Consider the following 15,905-nt stretch of genomic DNA (forward strand, 5'->3'; position numbering starts at 1 on the left):
TCAGGCCTTTTTTCTTGCCCCATTGCAAGCTATAATCAATCTTCCTGCTGAAGATGGTGCGTGCCGTGCAAGAAAACTATCCCCTCCCCACATCTTTGCGCGTAGGCGACTGGGTCATCGACCCGGCCACCGGCTTGATGTCGCGCGACGGACAACAACTCAATCGGCTCGACGCGCGCACGCTCAGACTGCTGCTGTGCATGTCCCGCTTCCCAGGCACGGTCTTCCCGATTGAGGAATTGCTCAAGCAAGTCTGGCCCGGCCTCAACGCGGGCGAGGACATCGTGCACAAGACCATTGCCGCCATGCGCAGCCAGCTGCGCGATGATCCGCGCGACCCCTCGTATATCGTGGCCTTCCCCGGCGTTGGCTACAAGCTCATTGCCAAGATCGAAGTGTCTTCGCAAACTTCCGCATCGGCGGAAGTCGATTCGGTGGCCGCGTTTGGCCCGGCACCTGCACAGCCCCCAGCGGCTGCGAAAACAAAATCATCGTCGAAGTCGAAGCGCGCGCCGCAGGCAACGCCACCAGACACCGCACAAGCCCCTGTGCAAGCGGCAGCTCCCGCCAGCGTTGCCGAACCAATACCAGCTGCGCCCGTCGCCAACGCGGCCGAGATCAAGACAGAATCGTCGCCATCGGAACCTGCATCGGAATCGACAGCAGTGGCCGCCCCGGCCGAGCCTGAAAACCACGCCACGCCTGCAGCGGAGAACGTACTCGCACCAGACCTGATCCTTAAGCCGTCGGCGCCGCGCCGGCCCGAAGCGCTGGCCGAACCGGAGACCGTGGTCGATCTCGATTTTGCGATCGACCTGGGCGTGGTGCCACAAGCAGAACCCACGCTACTGACGCAGACGGAGGAACCCGAGGCGGAACCGGATGCGGTGCCAGGCCCGCCAATGGCGCTGGACATGCTGACCATGCCAGACCAGTTCGATATTCCGGAACAACAGGAGGCGCCCAAAAAGAGCGTCACTCAGGCATCGGATGCGACTCCGTTCCCGCAATTGGGAGCCGGCCGCGAAGGAACGCCGTCGGCCAAGCCTGAAGTGGTGGACGCGGCACCAGCGCAGGAAGCGACTGCGCCTCCTCCAGAAGCACCGCCCATCCCACGCACTGCAAAGCGCGTGGCACAGGCACCGGAAACAACGCCATTCCCGCAGATTGTGCCGCCAAAGCAAACTGCGCAGAAGGCCAGCCCGCCCCCGCCCGCAACACCAGATGCGTCTGTGCCCCAGGTAGAAAAATCGGCCGAGCCATCGACTGCAGCCGCACCGCCCTCGCCGCCTGCACCGGTGGTTGCTGCACCGGTGGTCCCTGCACCGCCCATACCTGCACCGGCACCGGCAGCAGTACAGGTTACGCCACCAGTGCAAGCCGTTGCGCAAGTCGCAAGCAGCGCACCAATTCCAACGCCGCCCGTGGCAGCCGCGCCACAGCCGCCCGCTGTCGCTCCCGCGCCAGCGCCCGTGCCACCTGCCCCGCCCGCACCGATTGCCAAGCCCACGCCAGCGCCGTCTGCGCCCGTCGACACCGCCGAACTGTTTGCACCGGCGCCAAAACGCGGCATCCACGGCAGCTGGTGGCGCATCCTGGCTTGTTTGATCGTGATTGGCGTCTGTATTGCCGGCATGCTGGTGCGTCCACCTCCGGAAACCCCACGCACGGTCGGCGTGCTGCCTTTCATCGATCTGACCGATGCCGCCGTGCGCGACCCCGGCGCGGCAGCCATGACCGAACAAGTCATCGGCAAACTGGCAGCTGTGCCAGGGCTGATCGTGTCGCCGCCGGCGGTGTCGCTCAGCTATCGCGACCGGCCGGCGTCGATCGGCGAATTTGCCACCGCGGTGCAAGTGTCCTATGTGCTGGACGGGAGTCTGCGCAAGACTGGAAGCATCGTTCGCATTGCAGCGCGCCTGAGCCGCGCCACCGACGGCGCAGTGATCTGGAAGCAGACCTATGAGCGGCCCTGGAACGAGCGCCCTGCCATCCAGGACGAGATCGCCATCGAAGTCGGCAACGCGATCGCCAAACCCACTCCGTAATCCCCCACGTCTGACGGTTACATCTGGCGCGTCACATGCGCCAGATGCTTTACGCTGCGCAAAATCATAAATTGATGAAATTGACGATCCAAAGCGATATTTCGTCGAATTTTATGGCAATAAAAACCATCACTGTTACCTTGCAACAACAAAATAGCCATTTTCGTCAAATTCTGCTTTGTTACTTTCGGTGAGTATCATATGCTTCGAAACATCAGCAACGAATTTGAACAGTAAAGCGACTGTGATGGCCACCTCCGACAAAGACGAAATTCTGACCACTGGCGCTGCCGCTGCCCTGCTGGGCGTGGCCGTCAGTACCGCGCAGCAGTGGATCGAAAGCGGCGTGATCCCATCGTGGAAAACGCCAGGCGGACACCGTCGCGTGTATCTAAGCGCGGTTCAGCATTTGTTGGGGACACCTGCTGGTGAGGTGGCGCCAGCCGCGCCGGCAGCTCCCGGGGCGCCAGTCTTGCCGCACTGCGAAGAGTTTCTCCCGGCGGTATCACCGAAGTATCCGGTCGCGGAAAACGAGGCCGACCGGTTGCGGGCCATGCAGGCCACTGGTTTGTTCGACACCCCACCGGAACCCGAATTCGATCGCCTCACCTGGCTGGCAACGCAAGTCACGGACGCGCCCATGGCATTGATCAGCTTGTTGAGCGCGCGCCGTCAATGGTTCAAATCCCGGGTCGGTGTTGACGTGCCCGATACCCCGCGCGACTGGGCATTTTGCAGTCACGCGGTATTGGAAGCGGACCTGTTTGTCGTGGAAGACGCGCTGGCCGACACCCGTTTTCAGAATAATCCCCTGGTCACCGGGGCGCCGTACATCCGCTTTTATGCAGGCTGTCCGCTGCTCGACAGTGATGGTTTCCCTCTCGGTACGCTTTGCATTCTTGATCGCGAACCACGCAAGCTGCGCGCGCATGAAGTGCGCGCGATGCTCGAATTAAGCGCCCTGGCATCGGAAGAAATACAGCGGCGCGGCACCAGATAACTTTTCATAAATCCCTCCCGGCATCGCCCAACCCCCGCGACGCCACCAGCAACCAGCAACCAGTTTATGCGCCGCTAGCGGCATGCGTTTCCCTTGGCCTGTTATGGCTTGGGAGGGACGCGTTCAATCAAAATTTGAAGGAATCGACGTGAATGCTCTAAAAAAACTCAAAATCGGGACGCAACTATCCCTTGCCTTCGGTGTACTCACCGCCCTCATGCTGATCCTGGCAGGCATTACCTTGACCGGCATCGCATCCATTGGCGAGGCAGTCCAGCAGATCGATAAGATCTCAGTCGACCGCCTGGGGCCCTTGTACCAGGCACGCGAAGCGCTGGCGCAAACCGGTTTGGCAGCGCGCAATGCTTATATCTTTTCCGATGATGCACAAGCCCGCAAGGAACTGGCCCTGGTCGATGAGCAGAAAGCCATTTATCTGGCCGCGCTGGACCAGCTCACGCCGGTCTACGCGAATGATGCCGACTTTGCCAAGGTCCGCACCGGCTTGCTGGCCATGGGTGAAGCGCTGAAGCGGCCACGCCAGCTGCGCGACGGCGGCGACATGGAAGCCTTCGCCACATTCCTGGTGAATGACTGCAGCCCGCTGCGGCGCCAGATCGTGGCCGATATGGCAGTCGTGGTCAAGAAGACCCAGGCGCAGATGAACGAGGCCACCTTGCTGTCGGAACAGCGCGCTTCCACCGCGCGTCAGCTCACCATGGCTCTAAGTGCCGTTGCATTGATTCTCAGCGTGCTCATTGCATGGCAGATCAAGCAACTGCTACTCAAGCAGCTCGGCGGCGAACCTGCTTACGCGGCTGACATTGCCAACAAAATTTCGCGTGGCGACCTCGCAGTGGAAGTGGCGATTCAAGCAGGCGACAACGCGAGTCTGCTGTTTGCCATCAAAACCATGCGCGACAGCCTTGCGGCCATTGTCGGCAAGGTCCGCCAGGGCACTGACTCCATTACCAGCGCATCGACCGAGATCGCCAGCGGCAACGAAGACCTGGCTTCGCGCACGGAACATCAGGCAGAGTCGCTGGAAAAAATCGCCAGCGCAATGGAGGAATTGACTTCGACCGTCAAGCAGAACGCCAGCAATGCCCAGCAGGCCAACGCCCTGGCGCAATCCGCATCGTCCGTGTCGCAGCAAGGGGGTTCGGTGATGCTGGAAGTGACCCAGACGATGGCTTCGATTCACGATTCGTCAAAGAAGATCGTTGACATCATTTCGGTCATTGATGGCATCGCCTTCCAGACCAACATTCTGGCCTTGAACGCGGCCGTGGAAGCGGCACGTGCCGGCGAACAGGGTCGCGGCTTCGCCGTGGTGGCCAGCGAGGTACGCAATCTGGCCCAGCGTTCCGCAGCTGCCGCCAAAGAAATCAAAACGCTGATCAACGACTCGGTCGACAAGGTCGGCACCGGTACGACGCTGGTTCAGAAGGCCGGCACCACCATGCAGGACGTGGTTGCCAGTGTCCAGCGCGTGACGGAAATCATGAGCGAAATCAGCGTTGCCAGCGCCGAGCAAAGCAGCGGCATTGAGGACGTCAACGGCGCCATCAGCGAAATGGACAGCACCACCCAGCAAAACACGGCTCTGGTCGAAGAAGCCTCGGCTGCAGCCATGCAATTGCGCGAACAGGCAGAGGCCCTGGCCGATGTGGTCGGCCTGTTCAAACTGGCAGGCAGCGCGAGCGTCGCGCCGTCGGTACCGCAGCAGCCAGTACGCACACCCGTGCGACTGCGCCTGGCGCACGGCTAAGGCCCGTGGCGCCAGGCGGGGTGCGCACGGCTTACTTGTTCAGCCGTGCCAGCAATGCCTGGCCCACCTGCAAAGCGGAAGCCGGATTCTGGCCAGTGATCAGTTCTCGGTCACTGACCACATGCGCGGTCCACGGCGCGGTATTGCTGCTGTAGCTGGCGCCCGCCTTTTCCAACGCAGTCTGCGGCAGCAGCCTCATCACGCCGCCTTTAAGCGCCGCCTTGGCTTGCTCTTCTTCCTGGTTACTGATCACCGTCATGCGATAGCCCGCATAAATCCAGCCCTTTTTTCCCGGCGCGCCGCCCTGCTCCATCGCGCCTACCGAGGCCACCGGATCCTGCAAGGCCGCCAGCAGCGCGGCCGGGCCGTGGCACACCAGGGCAGTCGGTTTGCCACGCTCGTGGAAACTGGTCAGCAAGCGCCCCAGGGCCTTGCTGCGCACCAGGTCCTGCATGGGCGCGTGGCCGCCCGGAATGTAGACCGCATCGTAATGGTCGTAACCAATCTGCTCCACGCGCGCCAGACTGATCACCGGCGAACGCGCGCTGGAAGTAATGCCCAGCTTGTCGGCCAGGGCCTGATACTGGGCCAGCAGCGCCGCGTCACCATTGAAGTACATGGCATCGATCGAGCTCTTGTCGACCGCAGGCGCCCGTCCCAGCGGCGTAGCAAACGTCACCTCATGGCCGGCGTCGAGCAACAGCTTGAGTGGCTGGGTGAGTTCGTTCAGATAAAAGCCGGTGGCAAACACCTTGCCGTCTTTCAGATCCAGGTGGTCCGCATCGGACAGGACCACCAGCACGTTGGCCGCATTGGCAGCAGCGCCAATGGCAAACAGGGAGGCAGCGAGAACGGCGTGAAGCTTGCGCATGATGTTTTCCTTTTCAGGTGTGAATGAAGTGCAAGCACTATATTCCGCACGCCAAAGGAGATAAACTACCGCCAAAGCCAATCATTTATTCTTAAAAGGCAAAAATGGCGCGTCGTTACGATCATCTCGGTGATGTTGAAATATTTTTGAGCGTGACCGACCATGGTTCGCTGACAGCTGCAGCGGTGGCGCTGCGCACAACTGCCTCGGTGGTCAGCCGTGCCCTCACCCGGCTTGAACAGCGGCTGGGCAGCCAGCTGCTGCGCCGGACCACGCGCAGCCTCAGCCTGACCGACGCCGGCCGCCTGTATCTGGACCAGACGCGCGCGGCGTTCGGCTTGATTGATGAAGCCGAACGCACCATTCTGGGCGACGCCGGCCAGGTGGCAGGCCGCGTCAGGCTGAGCGTGCCGACCACGTACGCGCACTACCGGCTGCCACAGCAGCTGGCGGCGTTTTCGCGCCAGTATCCCCTGGTGCAGCTGGAACTCAATATCGCCAATCGCAATGTCGACCTGGTTGCCGAAGGTTTTGATCTGGCCATTCGCCTGGGCGAGCTGCCCGACAGCAGCCTGGTCGGGCGCAAGCTCGAAGACGCGCCCATGTGCCTGCTGGCCTCGCCTGCCTATCTGGCGCGCGCCGGCACGCCCACCAGCCTGGACGATCTGGCGCAGCACCGCTGCATCGGCTTTGTGATGCCCAGTACCGGCCGCGTTGCGCCCTGGCTGTTCCAGGACGGCGCCGAACAGCGCGAATGGAGCGCGCCGGCGGCGGCCATCGAAGTGTCGGGCGATGTGCTGGGCGTGGTGACGCTGGCGGCCGAGGGACTGGGCGTATGCCAGTCATATGAATTCATTGCGCGCGAGCGCCTCGAGCGTGGCGAGCTGGTCGAATTGCTGCCGCAGCTGGCCGGGCGCAGCCGCGCGTTCTCCCTGATTTACGCGCCGCACCGGCGCTTGTCAGCCGCTGCGCGCGCCCTCATCGATGTCCTTGGCAGCGCTTGACTGGAAAAACTTGAAATGTTTGGCCGCTCACTTTGCAGTTCGCGCAACAGCTGCTATAATCTTGTCTTTCGCGGCTGTAGCTCAGCTGGATAGAGTACTTGGCTACGAACCAAGGGGTCGTGGGTTCAATTCCTGCCAGCCGCACCAAAATTCGTAAGACGAAAGGCCTGAAGAGCAATCTTCAGGCCTTTTTTCTTTGTCCGGCGCCCTTGCGGGCAAGCCGCAAGCCTCAGGTACGCGCTTTCTTGTTGATGGCGCGATTGCCCAGAATTTCCTCGATCTGTTCAAAGCGCACCGGCTTGACCATGTGATGGTCGAAGCCTGCTTCAAACGCCAGCTGGCGATCCTTCTCCTGCCCCCACCCGGTCACCGCAATGAGCATCGTCATCGAGCCGCACGACAGACGCCGGATCCCGCGCGCCAGATCGTAGCCGGACATCTGCGGCAGACCAATATCGAGGAAGGCGTAATCGGGACAGAAGCGCGCCGCAGCGGTCAGCGCGTCCGGGCCATTGTGGGTGATAACCACGCTGTGACCCATGGCCGAGAGCAGCGCGCCGATGCTGTTGACGAAGTCGACGTTATCGTCGGCCAGCAAAATACGGTACGTCTCGGCCGTGATGAAAGACGCTGGAATCGTCTTGGCCGGCAGCTCCGGCTCGACCACGATCGGCAGGCGCACCACAAATTCGCTGCCACGGTTGACGCCATGGCTGTGCGCTTCAATCGTCCCGCCATGCAGTTCGACCAGGCGCCGTGCCAGCGACAAGCCTACGCCAAGGCCGGCGTTGGTACGTTCAAGCGTGGAGTCGACCTGCACGAACATTTCAAAGACTTGATTGAGCATGTCGGGCGCGATGCCAATGCCATTGTCGGCCACGTTGACGATCAGGCTGCGCTCTTCCACCCGCGCCGACAGGCTTACGCGCCCGCCCCGGTTGGTGTACTTGGCCGCGTTGTTGAGCAGGTTCGACAGAATTTGCGCCAGGCGGGTGGCGTCGCCATGCAGGAACACGGGGCGATCCGGCAAGTCAATCACCAGTTCGTGCCCGTGCAGTTCGATGTACGAACGCACCACTTCAAGCGCGTCATTGACCACGGCTTTCAGCTCGACCCGCCCCATCTTGATGGCGAACTTGCCGGTGTTAATGCGCGACACATCGAGCAAGTCATCGACCAGGCGCACCATCTGGCGCAACTGGCGTTCCATGATGTCGGTGGCCCGCTGCGTGGCCTGGGCGTCGCCGCTGCGGATGCGCAGAATATCCAGACCGGTGCGAATTGGCGCCAGGGGATTACGCAATTCGTGCGCCAGCGTGGCCAGAAATTCATCTTTGCGGCGGTCAGCCAGCAGCAGCGCTTCTTCGGCGCGGTGGCGCACCTGCATCTCGTGTTCGAGCGTCAGATTCGATTCCTGCAAGGCGTGCGAGCGGCGCCCAATTTCGGCCAGCATGTCATTAAAGGCGGCCACCAGCACCCCGATTTCGCCGCTGTTATTGCCCGGTACGCGCAAGCCGAAGTCGCGCTTTTCCATCACTTCGCGCGCCACATCGGCCACCGCCATCAGCGGATCGGTGATGCTTTTTTGCAGACGCGTGGCCACCAGCGCCGCAATGCCCAGTGCCGCCAGCAGCACCGCCCCCAGAATGGCGGCGTAATTGAGCAGACGCCCCAGCAGATCGAAGCGGGCACGCAGATAGACGGTGCCCAGCACTTCGCCGTTGTCGACAATTTTATGGAAGACGGTCAGTTCGCCCTTGTTGATGGCATAACCGGGCGCACCGGGCTGCGCGGGATAGGCAGCCTCGCGCGCTGCCTGGGTGTACGAAGCAAAGCGTGTCCCGCCCGCGGTGTAGATGGCACCGGCCAGAATTTGTGGCCGGGCGCGCAGCATGGCCAGGTTCTGCTGGGCGGTGCGCGCGTCGTTGAATGCCAGCGCCGGTGCGCTGGCGCTGGCGATGATGTCGGCCTGGGTGGTCAGGTCATCGACCCAGTACTGCTGAAAGGTGCGCAGGTCGTACAGCAGCATGGCGATCGAGGCGGTCAGCAGCGCCACAAACGTGGTCGCCAGCGCCATCCAGATCATTTTGCTGCGAACGGAACCAGTATCGTGCTGCATCAGGGCGACCCTTTGTGGACTTGATTGGCGACCGTCAGAAGGCGTGAGGACAGTTTCACGCTGTTCTTGTCGGCCGCCTCGAGCGAGACATCGAAACGAACGCGCTCATCGACGATCTTGAAATTGATGACACTGCCAAGCTGCAGACCGTTTTCCGCTTCGCTGACCAGCAGCATGGGTGCGGGCTGGGCCGCCTTGAGCACGGCCTTGACGTGGGCGCTGTCGCTGCCCCCAATGAACAGCAGGTGCACGCCGGCCGGCGCCTCGCCTTCGGCGAATACCTTGACCACGATCGGGCGCGACTGGACGCTGCGGCCACTGACGATACGGGTCAGCTCGGCTGCCAGCTCATCTGCGCCCACCACGCCGATGACCAGCGGCGCGCTGGCATCGCTGAAGGCGTTGGCAGGAAATTCAGCGTAACCGAGGAATTTGTACAGGAACGCGGCTTTGACCTTGCGTTCCAGACTGGGCGAACTGGCGTTGGCGGGACCAGGCGCGTCAGCGTGGACGCGCCCCGCCGTCACGGCCAGCGCCGCAAGCGCAAGGGCCGCTGCCGCGAACCGGCGCCGTGCGCCGCGCGGCGCCCGTGCGGTATCCACGCACCGGCTCAAGCGCGCCCATCCGGCAGGCTGGCGCTGACACTGGTGAGGCCGCTTGAGCATGACTGTCGTGGCTGTTTATGCATGATTGCTATCGTAGAACATTTTCCGCTCGCCAGAAAGGCGCGCACATACGGCGGGAGCGTCAAACGTCGTTTATTTTTCTCTATGGAGCAACTGTACAACGAACTCGTCGGCAATGTCGCACTTCAACTTGAATTTCCCTACAGCGTCATTACAAGGTGCCGTACTCGGCGGCGGCCTTGGCCGCCCACAGGGCCTCGTTGTAGCTGGGATACGGCATGTCGTAGTGCTCGACGGCGCCATCGGCGTCCACAAAGCTGTTCCACCAGCCATCTGCCCGAGCGCGAATGGCAATGTCGCCCGGCTTGCACAGCGCCTCAATCTGCTCGCCTTCGTCAAGAATCACAATGTTCACCTTGCGGTGTTTCACAACGGTTGCCATGGCTGCTGCCCTTCTCATACGAAATCTGGATGACTGATATCACAAATGAAAATTAGCAATCTAACTTGCATTGCGGCATGATTACACCTGTCTCCTCTATTCTCTTTCCGAAAATAGATTCAGCCCGCTCCTTGTAGCGGGCTTTTTTTTTGCTGCGGCCAGCGCGTCAGCAGTAACGCCTTGCACGAGGCAATTGGTGTACGATTCATCATCTTTGCGTTTCTACAATTTCAATCCATGATACAGGCAACCCATGCCCGAACCTAGCGCCAGCACCCGGCTCGCGGCACACATCAACTGGCAGGCAAGCGACCTGGGCGAACCCGCCGGCTGGACGCATGCTTTGCGCCTCAGCATCGACATTCTGCTCAACTCCCCCTGGCCGCAATTACTGGTCTGGGGCGAACGTCAAGTCATCGTGTACAACCAGGCGTATGTCGACCTGGCCGGTCCTGGCCACCCGCCCGCGCCTGGCGCACGCGCGCCCGCGCTCTACCCGCCCCTGCTGTCGGCGTCGCTCGATGCCTACCAGCGCGCCAGAGCAGGCACACCCCAGCACCTGATGAACCAGCGTCTGGCTCTACTGCCAGGCACGAATGCGACGGCCATCGATGCTGACCTGCACCTGACCCCACTGCGTGATGAACACGGCCAGGTGGCGGGCGTGCTGTATGCGGTGGCGCGCAGTGCGGCGCCCGCGCATGCGGTGCCCGATGCCACCGGCTTGCGCGTGCTGGTGGTGGAAGACAATCTCGATTCGCAATATCTGGTGTGCGAAATGCTCAAGGCCTTTGGCCACGATGCCGATGGCGTGGCCCATGCCGAAGGCGCGCTCGACAAGCTTGCCGGCGGCCGCTACGACGTGCTGTTTTCCGACGTCAGCCTGCCCGGCATTTCCGGCGTCGACCTGGCGCGCCAGGCCTTGCAGAAAACCCCAGGCATGCATGTCATTTTCGCATCGGGCTACGGCGAAGCACTGTTGCGCCATGTGGACTTCCCGTTTCAGTCGCTGCAAAAGCCATACGAAATTGAACAGCTGCAGGCGGCACTGGCTGCTGTTGCCGGTGGCGCCCGCATTGGCAGCGGCGCGCCAAATGTGTGACTCGGACGGCCCCGGCCGAGCTAGAATTGGCTTGACCCGGGGGCCGCAACGCGGCCGCTGTCCCGTTCACCACGAGCACCGCACCATGATTCACAGCGAACCGATTTCGCGCCATGCCAGTCTGCCATTGCCCTTCGCCGCCATTGGCACGGAGGCTGCATGAGCGACGAACAGGACGATATTGAGCAGATGCGCACGGTAGCGCTGCGCAACGCCAACAGCGTGCTGGTCGCGCGTCAGCGGGCCCAGCAAGAGTTGCTGGAAGCGCGCGATGAACTGCGGCGCGCCAATACGCGCATGGAGAACATGCTCGAGAGCCTGACCGACGGCTTCTGCGCGGTCGACCTCGACTGGAAAATCAGCTACATCAACGGCCGTGCGCTGTCCTTGCTGTCCGCCTTGCACAAGCGCCCTGGCGATTTGCTGGGCAAGGCCATCTTCGAGGTCTTCCCCGAGCTTTCCGGCAGCACCATGGAAACCGAATGCCGGCGCGCGCTGGCGCTGCAGCAAACGGTGAGCTTCGAGTTTTTCCACCCCCAGCTGGGCTGCTGGTTCGACCTGCGCGCCTACCCCTCGGCCGAGGGCTTGACCGTGTATTTTCAGGACATCAGCCAGCGCAAGGCCGATGAACAAGCCCTGCTCGACGGGAACAACCGCCTGCAAGTCGCACTCTCGGCCGGCCGCCTGGGCGACTGGCGCTGGGACAGCGCCACTGACCGCCTTACCCTGGGCAAGCGCGCGGCCGAGATATTGGGCCTGACGCCCGAAGTGCCGCTGCCATGGGCCGCGCTGCGCGCGCGCTTTCACGACGGCGACAAAGAACTGGCGCGTACCGAATTTTTGCAAGCATTCGCCCAGCACACCGATCTGAACATCGAATGCCGCGTCGAACGTGCCGACAATGTGCCTTGCTGGGTGGGCGTGGTTGGCCGCGTCGACTATGACCGTAACGGCCATGTCCTGGGCATGACCGGGGTGGTGCAGGACATCAGCACCCGCAAAAGCGCGGAAGATACACTGCGCGAATCCGAAGAAGTGCTGCGCGCCCTGGCCAACTCGATTCCTCAGCTGGCCTGGATGGCGCAGGCCGATGGCGCCATTGTCTGGTTCAACAAGCGCTGGTACGAATATACCGGCACCACGCCGCAGCAAGTGGTGGGCTGGGGCTGGCAATCGACCCAGGATCCGGAAGTGCTGCCGCAAATGCTGCAGCGCTGGCACGAATCGATCCGCACCGGCAACCCGTTTGAAATGGAATACCCGATCCGCGGCGCCGATGGCCAGTACCGCTGGTTCCTCACGCGTGTCAACGCGGTGCGCGACCGGCTTGGCCACGTGGTGCGCTGGTTTGGCACCAATACCGACGTCGATCAGGTCAAGCGCGTCGAACAAGCCTTGCGCGAGGAATCGAACGTGCTCGAGCTGCTCAACAGCACCGGCAGCGCGCTCGCTTCGCAGCGTGACCTGAAGTCGCTTCTGCAGACGGTGACGGACGCGGCCACCGGCATCAGTGGCGCGCGCTTTGGCGCCTTCTTCTATCATGGCAAGGACAGCGACGGCGACCTGTTCACTTTGTACACCCTGAGCGGGGCGGCGCCTGCCGAATTCGAGCAGTTTGGCCAGCCCCGCGCGGCCGAACTGTTTGGCCCCAGCCTGCGCGGTGAAGGCGTGGTGCGCTCGGACGACATCAGCACCGACCCCCGATACGGGCGCGGCGAACCGTTTTTTGGCGGCCCCGTAGGCCACCCCACAGTACGCAGCTATCTGGCCGTACCCGTCATTGCGCGTTCGGGCGAAGTGCTGGGCAGCTTGTTCTTCGGGCACCCGGAAGCGGGCATCTTCAGCGCCCGCACCGAACGCATCGTGGGTGGCATCGCAGCCCAGGCCGCCGTAGCGATCGATAACACGCGTTTGTACGAAGCGGCCCAGCGCGCCGCCGAAGAACGCAAGGTCCTGCTGGAAAGCGAACGCTCGGCCCGCGCCGAAGCCGAACGCACCAGTCAAATGAAAGACGAATTCCTGGCCACGCTGTCGCACGAACTGCGCACCCCCTTGTCGGCCATCCTGGGCTGGGCCCAGGTGCTGCGCCGCGGCAGCCGCGACACCGCCGACCTGCAGCGTGGCCTGCAAACCATCGAGCGCAACGCGCGTGCCCAGGCCCAGCTGATCGAAGACTTGCTCGACATGAGCCGCATCACGTCGGGCAAGGTGTTGCTGGACATGCAGACCGTGTCGCCAGCCGTATTCATCGACGCTGCCATTGAAACCGTGCGCCCGGCCGCGGACGCGAAAAACATCCGCCTTGAACGCGAATACGATCCGAATGTGGGCCAGATTGCCGGCGACCCGGCACGCTTGCAGCAAGTGATCTGGAACCTGCTGTCGAACGCGATCAAGTTCACCCCGCGCGACGGCCTGGTGCGCATCATGCTCACGCCGTTCGAGGGCCATGTCGAAATCACGGTGCAGGATACTGGCATTGGCATCAAGCCCGAATTCAAGGCCCATGTGTTTGAACGCTTCCGCCAGGGCGACGCCTCGACCACGCGCAAGCATGGCGGTCTGGGACTGGGCCTATCCATCGTCAAGCACCTGATCGAGCAGCATGGCGGCACGGTGCGGGTCGACAGCGAGGGCGAAGAGCGCGGTGCCAGCTTCACCATCGAGCTGCCTTCGACCAACCGGCAGACGCCCTCCTCGCGCCCGGACCGCCCTCCTTACAGCCTGCCATCGCCACATACGCCCGACATCAAGCTGCGCGACCTGTCGCAAGTGAATGTGCTGGTGGTCGACGACGAAGCCGACGCACGCGACTTGATCAATCGAATCTTGTCGGATTGTCATGCCAGCGTACGCACCGTGTCGAGCGCCGAGCATGCCCTGGCCGCCATTGCCGAACACGTGCCCGATGTGCTGGTGAGCGACCTTGGCATGCCCGATGTCGACGGATTCGAGCTGCTGGCGCGGGTGCAAGCGCTTGGCCCCGGGCGCGGCGGCAATGTGCCAGCCGTGGCGCTGACTGCATTCGCCCGCTCCGAAGACCGGCTCAAGGCGCTCGAAGCGGGCTTTCGGGCGCATATTCCCAAGCCCGTCGAACCCAGTGAACTGATTGCAACAGTGGCATCAATGGTGACGCGCCGATAGTTTTTTGCGAAGATTGGCATTCCTACCTGCGCACGCGGCACTGTCCTACAAGAAATGTTCTATTCGCGTGTACACTGCAAAAGTTAATTCTGAATGCTGGACCCTGTTGATTGATCGAGAAACCGCATGCCGAGCCGTGAAGACATCCTGAACGCAAAGATTCTGGTCGTGGACGATTCTGCCGACAATATCGAACTGATGGAAGAGATATTGCGCGAGGAAGGATACGCCTGCGTCAGTTCGACCATGCTCCCCGAACAGGTGTGCCCGCTGCATCGACAGCATAACTACGATCTCATTCTGCTCGACTTGCAAATGCCGGGCTTGAACGGCTTTCAGGTCATGAAGGGGCTGAAAGAAATTGAACACGGCGGCTACCTGCCCGTGCTGGCCCTGACTGCCCAGCCCAGCTTTAAAATCGCGGCCCTGGAAGCAGGCGCGCGCGACTTCATCAGTAAACCATTCGACCTGCTTGAAGTGCACAAGCGCATCCACAACATGCTGGAAGTGCGCCTGCTGTACAAAGAGCTGGCCCAGTACAGCCGTGCCCAGCAGGAGCTGGCGCTGCACGATCCGCTGACCGGCCTGCCAAACCGGCGCCTGCTGGAAGACCGCATCGAGACCACGCTCCAGCATGCCAGCCGCAATCATCACAAGGCGGCCATCATGTACCTCGATCTGGATGGCTTCAAGGCTATCAACGACACGTATGGCCATGCATATGGCGATGAAGTACTCAAGATCGTCTCGCAGCGCTTGCTGGCCTCATCGCGCAAGGAAGACACGGTGGCGCGCCTGGGCGGTGACGAATTCATGGTCGTGCTGGGCGAAGTCAACAGCCTGAGCGACGCCCAGGGTCCGGCGGCCAAACTGGTGGAAGCCGTGTCCGAACCCTTCTTCATCAAGGACCTGACACTGCGCCTGTCGACCAGCATCGGCATCAGCATTTATCCCGACGATGCGGAAACCGTCGATGCCTTGATCAGCATTGCCGATTACGCTCTGTACGAAGCCAAGCGCGGCGGCAAGAACCGCTTCTGCGCGACCTCGGCTGCGCCCGCAGCGGTGCTGCCGGTCCAAAAAAAAGTTAACCTCTCGCCTGGGCGCTGACTGACGCGCGCCGCATTTCATGCGCGACCATGAAAAAAAGCGGGCATTGCCCGCTTTTCTTTTGCCCGCTGAATTGCTTCAGGCTGCTTCGCGCTTGCCCTTTGCAGTCGACGCTTCAACTGCCTTGGCATGCTGGTGATCGGTGCTGGCATCAACCATGTCGGGCGGCACCTCAATGCGCGTAATGCCCGAATCGACAGAGATCGGATCGCTGGCCGGGAAAGTCATTTCGACCGCTTCGTCCAGCAGGGTTTCCTTGGCGGCTTGCTCGGGCGTGTCGCACTCTTCCGAGGCGAGAATCTGGATGGCGCTGGCCCATTTAACGAACTTGAGCTCGGCCAGGTCGCCAATGGTGGTGATGCCGAAGGCTTTATGCAACGCTTCGGCGTCTTTTTTGCTCAGGCCACGCAAAGCGGCCAGCGGTGCGTTTGCGATGTCGCGGAAGCATTTGCCTGCGTAGTCGGCGTCGACGATGGTATTGATGTTCATGTGAATCCTTTCGTGTGCTGCCGGTGGCGGCGAAGAGTCGTTCTGGTCACACTATGGCATTCAGGGGAACGAACGACTGTGCGCTAGCGAACCATGCCAGCAATTGCACGTGCGCACGATTGCTTTTTGACACTGTCGATGGTCATTGTTATCATAGAAAAAATTCGACTCGACGTTGC

General features: G+C 61.9%; 12 protein-coding genes and 1 tRNA gene. 8 read left to right on the plus strand and 5 right to left on the minus strand.

Features of this window, described 5'->3' with window-relative positions; translation table 11 throughout:
- Window positions 1-65 precede the first annotated feature (65 nt).
- The 3 genes from BUC24_RS11475 (at window position 66) to BUC24_RS11485 (ending at window position 4,819) form a co-directional block, all read left to right on the plus strand.
- Complete coding sequence (locus BUC24_RS11475) at window positions 66-2,048, plus strand: winged helix-turn-helix domain-containing protein (protein ID WP_178372527.1); 1,983 nt, start codon at window positions 66-68, stop codon at window positions 2,046-2,048.
- Window positions 2,049-2,295: 247 nt separating this feature from the next.
- Entirely contained in the window at window positions 2,296-3,048 is a 753-nt protein-coding gene (locus BUC24_RS11480; protein ID WP_073215867.1) for a GAF domain-containing protein, read from the plus strand.
- 148 nt (window positions 3,049-3,196) lie between these two features.
- Entirely contained in the window at window positions 3,197-4,819 is a 1,623-nt protein-coding gene (locus tag BUC24_RS11485; protein ID WP_073215871.1) for a methyl-accepting chemotaxis protein, read from the plus strand.
- 31 nt (window positions 4,820-4,850) lie between these two features.
- Here BUC24_RS11485 and BUC24_RS11490 read toward each other — a convergent pair whose 3' ends face one another.
- On the minus strand, window positions 4,851-5,690 hold the full coding sequence (locus tag BUC24_RS11490) for a type 1 glutamine amidotransferase domain-containing protein (RefSeq protein ID WP_073215875.1): 840 nt from the start codon (window positions 5,688-5,690) through the stop codon (window positions 4,851-4,853).
- A gap of 104 nt (window positions 5,691-5,794) precedes the next feature.
- Here BUC24_RS11490 and BUC24_RS11495 point away from each other — a divergent pair, with 104 nt between their 5' ends.
- On the plus strand, window positions 5,795-6,694 hold the full coding sequence (locus tag BUC24_RS11495; protein WP_073215878.1) for a LysR family transcriptional regulator: 900 nt from the start codon (window positions 5,795-5,797) through the stop codon (window positions 6,692-6,694).
- 70 nt (window positions 6,695-6,764) lie between these two features.
- Window positions 6,765-6,841, plus strand: a tRNA-Arg gene (locus BUC24_RS11500).
- 82 nt (window positions 6,842-6,923) lie between these two features.
- Here the strand turns inward: BUC24_RS11500 and BUC24_RS11505 are convergent.
- The 3 genes from BUC24_RS11505 to BUC24_RS11515 all read right to left on the minus strand — a co-directional run bounded on the left by BUC24_RS11505 (window position 6,924) and on the right by BUC24_RS11515 (window position 9,881).
- Complete coding sequence (locus tag BUC24_RS11505) at window positions 6,924-8,813, minus strand: sensor histidine kinase, YfiR-like protein-associated (protein ID WP_073215882.1); 1,890 nt, start codon at window positions 8,811-8,813, stop codon at window positions 6,924-6,926.
- Window positions 8,813-9,415, minus strand: coding sequence for a TOL_0243 family YfiR-like periplasmic protein (locus BUC24_RS11510; protein ID WP_073215885.1), 603 nt, complete (start codon window positions 9,413-9,415; stop codon window positions 8,813-8,815). Before BUC24_RS11510 ends, BUC24_RS11505 begins: the two co-directional genes overlap by 1 nt.
- 235 nt (window positions 9,416-9,650) lie before the next feature.
- Window positions 9,651-9,881, minus strand: a complete 231-nt coding sequence (locus BUC24_RS11515; protein WP_073215887.1) for a hypothetical protein — start codon at window positions 9,879-9,881, stop codon at window positions 9,651-9,653.
- A 253-nt stretch (window positions 9,882-10,134) separates the two neighbouring features.
- On the opposite strand from BUC24_RS11515, the gene BUC24_RS11520 reads away from it, so the two are divergent.
- The 3 genes from BUC24_RS11520 to BUC24_RS11535 all read left to right on the plus strand — a co-directional run bounded on the left by BUC24_RS11520 (window position 10,135) and on the right by BUC24_RS11535 (window position 15,237).
- The gene (locus tag BUC24_RS11520; protein WP_073215890.1) at window positions 10,135-10,983 is read left to right on the plus strand and encodes a response regulator; all 849 of its coding nucleotides are present in this window, start codon (window positions 10,135-10,137) and stop codon (window positions 10,981-10,983) included.
- A gap of 159 nt (window positions 10,984-11,142) precedes the next feature.
- Window positions 11,143-14,127 carry a hybrid sensor histidine kinase/response regulator gene (locus tag BUC24_RS11530; RefSeq protein WP_229448174.1) on the plus strand — a complete coding sequence of 995 codons (2,985 nt, stop codon included), beginning with the start codon at window positions 11,143-11,145 and terminating at the stop codon, window positions 14,125-14,127.
- 126 nt (window positions 14,128-14,253) lie between these two features.
- Window positions 14,254-15,237 (plus strand): GGDEF domain-containing response regulator, encoded by a 984-nt coding sequence (locus BUC24_RS11535; protein ID WP_073215893.1) that lies wholly within the window; start codon window positions 14,254-14,256, stop codon window positions 15,235-15,237.
- 78 nt (window positions 15,238-15,315) lie between these two features.
- On the opposite strand, the gene BUC24_RS11540 is transcribed toward BUC24_RS11535, so the two are convergent.
- Entirely contained in the window at window positions 15,316-15,726 is a 411-nt protein-coding gene (locus tag BUC24_RS11540; RefSeq protein ID WP_073215895.1) for a hypothetical protein, read from the minus strand.
- Between the last annotated feature and the right edge of the window lie 179 nt (window positions 15,727-15,905).

The sequence above is a fragment of the Massilia sp. CF038 genome (assembly GCF_900129765.1).
Taxonomy (GTDB): Bacteria; Pseudomonadota; Gammaproteobacteria; order Burkholderiales; family Burkholderiaceae_D; genus Telluria_A.

What these genes read in the sequence shown, in the direction of transcription:
- BUC24_RS11480 (WP_073215867.1), top strand. Translation starts at nt 2,296, where the DNA reads ATGGCCACCTCCGACAAAGACGAAATTCTGACCACTGGCGCTGCCGCT.
- BUC24_RS11490 (WP_073215875.1), bottom strand. Translation starts at nt 5,690, where the DNA reads ATGCGCAAGCTTCACGCCGTTCTCGCTGCCTCCCTGTTTGCCATTGGC.
- BUC24_RS11495 (WP_073215878.1), top strand. Translation starts at nt 5,795, where the DNA reads ATGGCGCGTCGTTACGATCATCTCGGTGATGTTGAAATATTTTTGAGC.
- BUC24_RS11505 (WP_073215882.1), bottom strand. Translation starts at nt 8,813, where the DNA reads ATGCAGCACGATACTGGTTCCGTTCGCAGCAAAATGATCTGGATGGCG.
- BUC24_RS11515 (WP_073215887.1), bottom strand. Translation starts at nt 9,881, where the DNA reads ATGGCAACCGTTGTGAAACACCGCAAGGTGAACATTGTGATTCTTGAC.
- BUC24_RS11520 (WP_073215890.1), top strand. Translation starts at nt 10,135, where the DNA reads ATGCCCGAACCTAGCGCCAGCACCCGGCTCGCGGCACACATCAACTGG.
- BUC24_RS11530 (WP_229448174.1), top strand. Translation starts at nt 11,143, where the DNA reads ATGAGCGACGAACAGGACGATATTGAGCAGATGCGCACGGTAGCGCTG.
- BUC24_RS11535 (WP_073215893.1), top strand. Translation starts at nt 14,254, where the DNA reads ATGCCGAGCCGTGAAGACATCCTGAACGCAAAGATTCTGGTCGTGGAC.
- BUC24_RS11540 (WP_073215895.1), bottom strand. Translation starts at nt 15,726, where the DNA reads ATGAACATCAATACCATCGTCGACGCCGACTACGCAGGCAAATGCTTC.